The organism is Aeromonas sobria, from assembly GCF_006243315.1.
Taxonomy (GTDB): Bacteria; Pseudomonadota; Gammaproteobacteria; order Enterobacterales; family Aeromonadaceae; genus Aeromonas; species Aeromonas sobria_A.
Genome location: NZ_NKWE01000057.1, coordinates 1 through 8,669 on the forward strand (window position 1 = coordinate 1; position 8,669 = coordinate 8,669).

The 8,669-nt window shown below is 59.3% G+C and carries 8 protein-coding genes and 1 pseudogene; 4 read left to right on the forward strand and 5 right to left on the reverse strand.

Features of this window, described 5'->3' with window-relative positions:
- Positions 1 to 129 precede the first annotated feature (129 nt).
- A complete protein-coding gene (locus CF137_RS18365) occupies positions 130 to 402 on the forward strand; it encodes a late competence development ComFB family protein (protein ID WP_101323520.1) in 273 nt (90 codons plus the stop codon).
- Here the strand turns inward: CF137_RS18365 and CF137_RS22335 are convergent.
- Positions 397 to 601 (reverse strand): annotated as a pseudogene (locus tag CF137_RS22335) (hypothetical protein). The gene CF137_RS18365 and the pseudogene CF137_RS22335 sit on opposite strands and share 6 nt — an antisense overlap.
- 295 nt (positions 602 to 896) lie before the next feature.
- Here CF137_RS22335 and nhaC point away from each other — a divergent pair.
- A complete protein-coding gene (gene nhaC / locus CF137_RS18375; protein WP_101323519.1) occupies positions 897 to 2,306 on the forward strand; it encodes a Na+/H+ antiporter NhaC in 1,410 nt (469 codons plus the stop codon).
- A gap of 137 nt (positions 2,307 to 2,443) precedes the next feature.
- On the opposite strand, the gene erpA is transcribed toward nhaC, so the two are convergent.
- The 3 genes from erpA to clcA all read right to left on the reverse strand — a co-directional run bounded on the left by erpA (position 2,444) and on the right by clcA (position 5,057).
- Positions 2,444 to 2,794, reverse strand: coding sequence for an iron-sulfur cluster insertion protein ErpA (gene erpA, locus CF137_RS18380; RefSeq protein WP_042020983.1), 351 nt, complete (start codon positions 2,792 to 2,794; stop codon positions 2,444 to 2,446).
- A gap of 87 nt (positions 2,795 to 2,881) precedes the next feature.
- The gene (locus tag CF137_RS18385; protein WP_042658046.1) at positions 2,882 to 3,577 is read right to left on the reverse strand and encodes a DUF6776 family protein; all 696 of its coding nucleotides are present in this window, start codon (positions 3,575 to 3,577) and stop codon (positions 2,882 to 2,884) included.
- Between the two features lie 91 nt (positions 3,578 to 3,668).
- On the reverse strand, positions 3,669 to 5,057 hold the full coding sequence (gene clcA, locus CF137_RS18390) for a H(+)/Cl(-) exchange transporter ClcA (RefSeq protein WP_139720884.1): 1,389 nt from the start codon (positions 5,055 to 5,057) through the stop codon (positions 3,669 to 3,671).
- Between the two features lie 244 nt (positions 5,058 to 5,301).
- Between clcA and hemL the strand changes: the two genes are divergently transcribed.
- Complete coding sequence (hemL, locus tag CF137_RS18395) at positions 5,302 to 6,588, forward strand: glutamate-1-semialdehyde 2,1-aminomutase (RefSeq protein WP_139720885.1); 1,287 nt, start codon at positions 5,302 to 5,304, stop codon at positions 6,586 to 6,588.
- A 212-nt stretch (positions 6,589 to 6,800) separates the two neighbouring features.
- The gene (locus CF137_RS18400) at positions 6,801 to 7,616 is read left to right on the forward strand and encodes a hypothetical protein (protein ID WP_139720886.1); all 816 of its coding nucleotides are present in this window, start codon (positions 6,801 to 6,803) and stop codon (positions 7,614 to 7,616) included.
- Here CF137_RS18400 and CF137_RS18405 read toward each other — a convergent pair.
- Positions 7,531 to 8,433 carry a sulfite exporter TauE/SafE family protein gene (locus tag CF137_RS18405; protein ID WP_139720887.1) on the reverse strand — a complete coding sequence of 301 codons (903 nt, stop codon included), beginning with the start codon at positions 8,431 to 8,433 and terminating at the stop codon, positions 7,531 to 7,533. The genes CF137_RS18400 and CF137_RS18405 overlap by 86 nt on opposite strands.
- Positions 8,434 to 8,669: the final 236 nt, after the last annotated feature.

The following is an 8,669-nucleotide window of genomic DNA, read 5'->3' on the forward strand; positions in this document are numbered from 1 at the left end:
GAGTCCCTCTCTTCGCACCATTCATTTTTGCAAAAGGCCCTTCACGAAAGTGACGGGCCTTTTGTTTTTACTCCTTGTTATGACTATGCTTTTGACAACTCCCACCGATCGTCATACCAAGGAATGCATATGATACTGGATACCGATATTCACAACTTTTACGAACATCTGGTACTCAAGGAAATTGAAAAACAAAACCTGCAACAGACCCTCACCGGCGATCAGATGGCCGACCTCTGCTGCCTGACCCTCAATCAGCTCCCTTCCCACTATATCCGCCACAATGTCGACATGATCTACTTCCTGACCGATGCCAAACGCACCGAGATGGAGAGACTGGTGCTAGATGCACTCACGCTGGCACTGCAGAAAATCATGCAGGCTCCTGTCAAGACCTCATAACCTGGACTGCTGCCAGAGCAAGGTGACGATACCGGTCAACCCGGCCACTGGCAGCAAGATCAAGGCAGGCCACAATCCGGGCTCCAGCATCTCCTTGGCCGCCAGCAGAAAACCGGCACTCCAGAAACCAAACGCTTTATCCTGACTCCATGCGAGTACGCCCCACCAGCAACATCATCCCCCGCAATAGCCAGCGCATTGTTTTATCCTCCACCAACCATTGATAAGAATCAGCATCTATCAGGGCTGCAAGTCCCGTGGTGAGCCAGTGTCGTATGTGGCCAACCCTGTCAACAGGGCGCTCAAAAACGGGTTATGAGATCAACTAATTTGTGATTTTTTCAATCAAATGTGCATTTTTACCAATTTGATGGGGCTTTAACCCACCAGGTTTGTGGTAGATTGCGGCCTCTTTTTGGGTTGGCCCCTCGGGATACGTGTATCCACAGGACGAGAGGGACCGACCTTGGCGAGCAAGAGTTTAGGAAGTATCTATGCAAAACCAACAAAACCACATCCGACTACCGGGCATGGCACAGGTGTTTGCCTGTCTGGCCATTTTCCTGGCACTGGCATTCTCGTTCACCAGCGTGCTCGATCTGCCGATCCAGCTGGCGCTGTTCATCGCCTGGTTCGTTATCATGGGGCTCGGCATCAAACTCGGCCACGATTACAAATCCCTGGAACAGGCAGCCGTTGATGGCGTCGCCAAGGGGATGGGGGCCATCCTGATCCTGGTCTCCGTCGGTGCCCTGGTCGGCACCTGGATTGCTGGCGGCATTGTGCCCAGCATCATCTACTTCGGCCTCAAGGTGATCCACCCGTCCATCTTCCTGCTGGCGACCCTGATCATCTGCTCGCTGACTTCGCTGGCCACCGGCACCTCCTGGGGCTCTGCCGCCACCGCCGGTATCGCCATGATGGGGATCGGCCACAGCCTCGGCGTGCCTGCGCCGCTGGTAGCGGGTGCCGTGCTCTCTGGCGTCTACTTTGGTGACAAGCTCTCTCCGCTCTCCGACTCCGTGGTGCTGGCCTCGACCATGTCCAACGTCGACGTGGTGGAGCACATCAAAGGGATGCTGCCCATCAGCCTGCTCTCCTATATCATCACCGCCGTACTGTTCACCGTGGTAGGCATGCAGTACTCAGGCAATGTCAGCCTGGAGCAGGTCAATCTGGTGATGGAGGCGCTCGACAGTCAGTTCAATATCACCCCGCTGGCCATAGTGCCGGTGATACTGGTGCTGGGCCTGTTGGCCAACCGCAAGCCCGCCTTCCCGGTGATCAGCTTCGGCGCCCTGCTGGGCCTGATCTGGGCCATCGCCTTCCAGGGCATGGATCCGGTCAAGGCGATGCATTCGGCTTATAGTCCGTTTGCCATCACCTCCGGCATCGACTTTATCGACAACATTCTCGGTCGCGGCGGCATGGAGTCCATGCTGGGCTCGGTCGCGGTCATCATCTTCGGTCTCGGGTTTGGTGGCCTGCTGGAGAAGGTCGGTATTCTGGACGTGATCGCCAGTGCCTTCGAAAAGCGCATCAACAGCGTCGGCAGCCTGACCAGCCACACCATCGGCACCGCGTTTCTGGCCAACGTGTTTGGCTCGGCCATGTATGTGTCGCTGATCCTGACCCCCAAGATCATGGCCAAGAACTACGATCGACTGGGACTGGCACGCAAGAACCTCTCTCGCAACGCCGAGTTCGGTGGCACCCTCACCTGCGGCATGGTGCCCTGGAGCGACAACGGCATCTTCATGGCCGGGGTGCTGGGGGTCGCGACCCTCGACTACCTGCCCTACATGTGGCTCAGCTTCACCTGCATCATAGTGACCGTGTCCCTCGCCTATATGGGCAAAGGGGTAAACCGGATCCCGCTGGTCGCGGCCGCAAGCTCCCGCTAAGTCATCCTGAAACAACAAAGGCGCCATCAAGGCGCCTTTGTTGTTTCAGAGGGATGCTGTTTGACCGTCATCCCAGAGCCCGCAAACAAAAACAGCCCTCGTCGCCGAGAGCCGTTTCATCAGACTGATAACGCCGATCAGATGGAGAAGCTGGAGCCACAGCCACAGGTCGTGGTGGCGTTGGGGTTGGTCACGGTGAAGCGTGAACCTTCCAGACCCTCGATGTAATCCACACTACCGCCTACCAGATATTGCAGGCTCATGGGATCGATCACCATGGTGACGCCGTTCTTCTCGACCACGGTATCCCCGTCGTTGATCTTCTCATCAAAGGTAAAACCATACTGGAAACCGGAGCAGCCCCCACCCGTGATGTACACCCGCAGCTTCAGCTCGGGATTCTCTTCTTCGGTGACCAGGGTCTTCACCTTATTGGCCGCCGCATCCGTCATCTGGATGGGCAGCGGGGCTTCTGCTACTGCACTCATTACTGACCTCACAACCATTAGATCCACAAACATGGAAACCGTGAAATTATCTAATACCCGACCATTCAGTTCAAGTATTCACCACGTTTAACCAGCAGCGGGAACCGGAGCAGGCGGTGCGGCGACCAGCGGCTTGATCACCTCACCCCACTCAACCAGCAGCTCTTGCGCCGGTTGCCTGCCATCCTTGTTGATGGTGACACGGATCCGATCAGGCACAAAGCCTTCCGGCAACTGCCAGTTCCCTTCCAGCAGCTGGAAATAACGCAAGGCATAGCGCCACTCGCTCACTTTCATCCCGAGATCCCGCCCCGTCAGCGTCTTCGGCTTGTCTGCCAGACTCCCCTCGACCCTGATCTGCACCTGACCACGAAACAGCTCACGCTTCTTGGCCGGTTGGGTGAGGGCGAGACGGTAGTGGTAACGACCGGGAATGCTGGTCTCCTGCAGGGTCAGGTTGTCGATCACCACCCCCACCTGTTCGCCGGTGGGGCGCATGATCCGCTCGAAAAAGGCCAGCTGGCGCTTGAGCTCCTGTACCTGCGCCTCCTGACTCTTCAGGGTGGTCTGCAACTGTTCGAAGGCTGCCCGCTGGGTCGCCAGCTGGGTATCTTTCACTCCCAGCTCGGTCTTGAGCTGACCGATGGCCTTGCCCTGGCGATCCAGCGTCTCCTGCTGCACCACCAACAGGCTGCTCTGGGCCAGCTCCTGACGGTTACCGGCAAAGTAACCGATGAGCCCGCCAACGGCTAACACGACCAATAACTTCAATAGATTGGACATAGCCCCTCATCCCGTTATCACGCCATTTACGGCAGCGCCTCTCCCTTCACTATACCGCCCGGACCGGAGCCAAAGGCGATAAAGGGAAAAATTAACTGGCCGTGGCGCTGCCATCTCCCCGCTTTTGACGCGCGGCGAGCCGTAAAGTTCGCTCCAGGATCTGGGAATAGATGGGTCGGCCACCCAGCCACTGGGCCACCAGGGTCGCCCCGACCGTGGTGATCATCATCGGCAGGATCAGCTGATAGTTGTCGGTCATCTCGGTGACCAGCACGATGCCGGTGATGGGGGCACGCACGGTGGCGGCAAACAGCGCCCCCATCCCGGCGATGGCAAAGGCGCCGGGTTCGATGCCAAGCTCGGGAAACGCCGCATGAAACAGATGGCCGAACAGCACGCCAAACAGGGTGCCCAGCGCCAGGGTCGGCGCAAACACCCCGCCCGGGGCACCGGAGCAGAAGCAGATGAGGGTCGCGACCAGCCGCACCGAGAAGATGAGGAACAGGGTCGCCATTGCATATTCATCTCCCATCAGATGGGGAATAAGCTCGGTACCACCGCCGGTCACCGAGGGGGCAAACAGCGACAGCACCCCAAACGTTCCGGCGACCAGCATGCCGATGGCCACGAAGCGGTGGCGCTTGTTCTGATGCAGCGCCAGATAGCCATCCTGACAGGCCAGCACCAGCTTGTTGAAGACAAAGCCCAGCACCCCGAAGGTGGCCCCCATAAAGAGGAATAGCCAGAGCGCCTTGAGGGCTGGCGCATCGTAGTGGGGCAAGGTGATCACCGCCCCCTGCCCTTTCATGTTCTGCAGCATCAGGGTCGCCATGATGGCGGAGATCCCTACCGCCTTGATGGCCAGAAAGGAGTAGCGAAATTGCGGCCGCATCTCCTCCATCACAAACAGGATGCCCGCCAGCGGCGCATTGAAGGCTGCCGCCAGACCGCCCGCCGCACCGGCGGCCAGCAGGGCGTGGCCATGCTCTTTGGGCAGTCGGAAGATATCCGCCACCATCTTGCCGAGGTTGCCGCCGATCTGCACCGAGGGCCCCTCCCGCCCCAGCACCATGCCGGAGCTCAGGGTACAAATCCCACCGAAGAATTTGACCGGCAACACCCGCCACCACCGCACCGGGCGCAGATCGTCCATCGCCCCTTCGATCTCGGGAATGCCGGAGCCCCCCGCTTCCGGGGCAAAGGTATGAGTAAGGAAGTAGCCGACAAACCCCAGCAAGGCGCTGAAGCCAAAGCCGAGCAGACCGAGCTGCCACCAGGGACGGTCGGCCAGCAACGCGATGCGTTGCTCTGCCAGCCAGTAGACACTCGATTCAAACAGGCCGCACACCAGTCCGGCCAGGGTGCCGACCAGCGCAGCCAGCAGCAGAACCAGCAAGGGCATCTTGTCTTGCCGGATAATGCGGGAAAGTGGCCCCCGCGAAGAGGTATCGGGTTCAGAGGAGAGAGCTTGTTGCGCCATCTTGTTACACCAACTTGGAAAAATCACATCGTCAGCTAGCTGAGATCAGGATCACCCGGCGCGTTGCTCGGCTGCCCAGGGCAGGGGCTTTCTGCTATAGTCGGCCCGTTAAATTTTTGTCACGGGAGCAGACCGAGAGTCCAGGTGGCGAGAGCGCAAAGCATACTCCTCATGCCCCGGCCTGCCGAGTCTCAATCGGCTGCAATCCCTTGTGTGACGCCCAAAATCCCATTAAGGATGATCCATGTCAAAATCAGATCAGCTGTTTGAACAGGCCCGCCAGACCATTCCGGGTGGCGTCAACTCACCGGTCCGCGCCTTCAATGGGGTCGGTGGCACGCCCCGCTTCATCGATCATGCCGATGGCGCCTATCTCTATGATGTGGATGGTCAGGCCTACGTGGATTACATCGGCTCCTGGGGCCCCATGCTGCTCGGCCACAACCACCCTGCCATCAAGGCCGCCGTCATCAAGGCCGTTGAGAAGGGGCTGAGCTACGGTGCGCCGACCGAAATCGAAGTGCTGATGGCCGAGAAAGTCCGTCAGATCGTTCCCTCCATGGAGCAGGTGCGGATGGTCAACTCCGGCACCGAAGCCACCATGAGCGCCATCCGTCTGGCCCGTGGCTACACCGGCCGCGACAAGATCGTCAAATTCGAGGGCTGCTACCACGGCCACGCCGACTCCCTGCTGGTCAAGGCAGGTTCCGGTGCCCTGACCCTGGGCCAGCCCAACAGCCCGGGCGTGCCAGCCGATTTCGCCAAGCACACCCTCACCTGCGTGTTCAACGATCTGGAGTCGGTGCGCGAAGCCTTCACCCAGTACGGCAGCGAGATCGCCTGCATCATCGTCGAGCCGGTCGCTGGCAACATGAACTGCATCCCGCCGGTACCCGGCTTCCTGGAAGGGCTGCGCGCCATCTGTGATGAGTTCGGCGCCCTGCTGATCCTGGACGAGGTGATGACCGGCTTCCGCGTCTCCCTGCGCGGCGCTCAGGGCCACTACAACATCGAGCCCGACCTCACCACCCTTGGCAAGATCATCGGTGCTGGCATGCCGGTGGGCGCCTTCGGCGGCAAGAAGAAGGTGATGCAATACATTGCCCCGACCGGCCCCGTCTATCAGGCAGGCACCCTCTCCGGCAACCCGGTGGCCATGGCAGCCGGTCTGACCATGCTGGATCTGCTGCTGGAGCCGGGCCTCTATGAGCAGCTGAACGCCAAGACTGCGCGGGTTGCAGAAGGGCTGAAAGCGGCCGCCGCCAAGCACGGTATCCCGCTCGCCATCAACTACGTCGGCGGCATGTTCGGCTTCTTCTTCACCGAAGAGACTGAGATCACCCGCTACGAGCAGGTCACCCGCTGCGATATGGAACGCTTCAAGCGCTTCTACCATCTGATGCTGGAAGAGGGTGTCTATCTGGCGCCAAGCGCCTACGAGGCGGGCTTCCTGTCACTGGCTCACGGCGACAAGGAGATTGAGCATACTCTGGCCGCCGCCGAGCGCAGCTTCGCCAAGCTGGCTGGCTAAATCGCCGCAGGTTGTCACAAAGGGCCCGTCACGGGCCCTTTCTATTACAGTGCATCCGTCATCACTCAGGGCGGCACGCCCATTTCTGGTGCATTCCCCCCTCGTCATTCGTCGTTTTGCCATCCTCTGGTGCAACTTGCCCCGCCATCCCTGTCATAAAGCAGGCCCACTATTTGCACATCCGCTACAGAGCCCACGTCACCGAGGTCCATATGGCAGAGATGAGCCCCATCGATGTGCTGCGGCGCTATCAGGAGTATCAGGAGGAGCTGACCCCGCTACTGCTGGGGCTGCTCAGCGCCCCCCTTGCCTCGCTCAAGAGGTATCCCTTTGTTGTCAGCATCGACCGCTATCAGGGGCCGATGTGCATCCAGCCTGCGGTACCGGCTGCCCATAACCGGCTGCATCTTATCGTGCAGGGGCAAGGGCGGGAGATCACCGTCTGTCTGAATCAGTTGATTGGCTGGTTGATGGGGGACAGGGAGCGCCGCCGCGCCATGCCCTGGTTCAAGGCTGTCTATGTGGTGCTCAGCATGGCGCTGTTTCTCATCGTCGCCACCCTGATCTGGCACGGGCTGGAGCAGCTCTACCAGTTATTGTGCGGTGAGCAGCAGAACCAGCTCGGCGCCTTTAGCGCCATCATCTTCCTGACGCTGGCACTGGCGGTGTTCGATCTGGGCAAGACTATTCTGGAAGAGGAGGTGCTGCTGCATAAGGATATCTTCCGTCACAGCGCCATTCGCCGCACCATCACCCGCTTTATCGCCGCCATTCTGATCGCGGTCTCCATCGAGGGGCTGTTGCTGCTGTTCAAAGGCTCGCTCGGCCAGAGCGAGCTGCTCTGGCCTGCGGTCGGGGTGATGGGGTGTGCGGTGGGTTTGCTGCTGGCGCTGGGCCTCTATGTCTTTCTGGGGGCCAAGGCCGAAGCGGCACTGGTACAGGCTAGCCTGCGCTCTCCACCGCCAATTGCACAGGGGAGCGACGCGCCGCCCGCCAGGAGGCGTACATGGTCCAGGAGGTATAGATGACGATAAAGGCAACCAGCCACTTCAACATCTCCATGTCCATGGACTTGACCAGCATGGCGGCCAGCACCACACCGATGGGACCGAAGATGGCCACCGCCAGCACCGCTTTGGCATCGAACGCCCCTTTGCGGATAAAGGTGCCTGCAGAGAAGACACTGAGCACTGCGGTGGAGCCCATCATGATCGGAAACGCCGCCAGCGGATTCATCCCCAGCAGATAGACCAGCGTCATGCAGGGGGCAAACAGGCCGATGCCGACATTCATCAACACCCCGAAGATGAAATTGCCGAGCAGGGCGATCGACAGCTTGTAGCCACCGAGCCCCATCGCATCCCCGCCAACAGGGAAAAGACCCAACAGACCGGCAAAGATCAACCCGGCGACAACCAGCAGGGAGATGGCCATCACCAGCCGGATAGTCTGTCGATCAAACGAGGCCACATGACGGGCGCCCCAGGCTGCGCCAGCTGCGGCGGCAATCATCATGGTGATCAGCGTCAGTGGATCTACCGCCACTGCACCGACGAAGATCAGCGACTGGGTCACGGTCGGCAACACGCACTGCCCATTGAGTGTACCCGGCAGCACCCGATCATCGATCAGCTTGAACTGCTTGTAGCAGGCGGTCTTTACCGCAAAGCTGCCCACCCCCAGGGTATCGAGGAAGTTGGCAACCCCACCGATCAACGCCACCGGCCAGAAGGGCGTAGATTCGAGCGTACCGTTACGCTTCTTCTGCCAGCAGGCTTGCACCAGCATAAAGACAAATGCCAGGCCACCGGCTATAAAAATAATCCGTAAAATATCAACTAACATATGGGTTTCTCCTGCACCGGGCGGCGATTCTAAGGCAGGGCACAGAAAAAGTCTTGGCTGTAATTAAGCAAGCGTCACAGCCAGTCAGGAGGAGTTGAAATTTTCCAAGATGGAAGTCGAACGACTCTGCTAATACTTGTTACTGAGGCCAACAGGCCGGGTCCTGAGCACGTTGTTATGGTCCTTTCGCGACGACCACCTGTGCCAAAGGACATAATAAAAAAGGCTATGTCCCA

Excerpts from the sequence above, each read along its gene's own strand:
- CF137_RS18365 (WP_101323520.1), top strand. The coding sequence starts at position 130 with ATGATACTGGATACCGATATTCACAACTTTTACGAACATCTGGTACTC.
- nhaC (WP_101323519.1), top strand. The coding sequence starts at position 897 with ATGCAAAACCAACAAAACCACATCCGACTACCGGGCATGGCACAGGTG.
- erpA (WP_042020983.1), bottom strand. The coding sequence starts at position 2,794 with ATGAGTGCAGTAGCAGAAGCCCCGCTGCCCATCCAGATGACGGATGCG.
- CF137_RS18385 (WP_042658046.1), bottom strand. The coding sequence starts at position 3,577 with ATGTCCAATCTATTGAAGTTATTGGTCGTGTTAGCCGTTGGCGGGCTC.
- clcA (WP_139720884.1), bottom strand. The coding sequence starts at position 5,057 with ATGGCGCAACAAGCTCTCTCCTCTGAACCCGATACCTCTTCGCGGGGG.
- hemL (WP_139720885.1), top strand. The coding sequence starts at position 5,302 with ATGTCAAAATCAGATCAGCTGTTTGAACAGGCCCGCCAGACCATTCCG.
- CF137_RS18400 (WP_139720886.1), top strand. The coding sequence starts at position 6,801 with ATGGCAGAGATGAGCCCCATCGATGTGCTGCGGCGCTATCAGGAGTAT.
- CF137_RS18405 (WP_139720887.1), bottom strand. The coding sequence starts at position 8,433 with ATGTTAGTTGATATTTTACGGATTATTTTTATAGCCGGTGGCCTGGCA.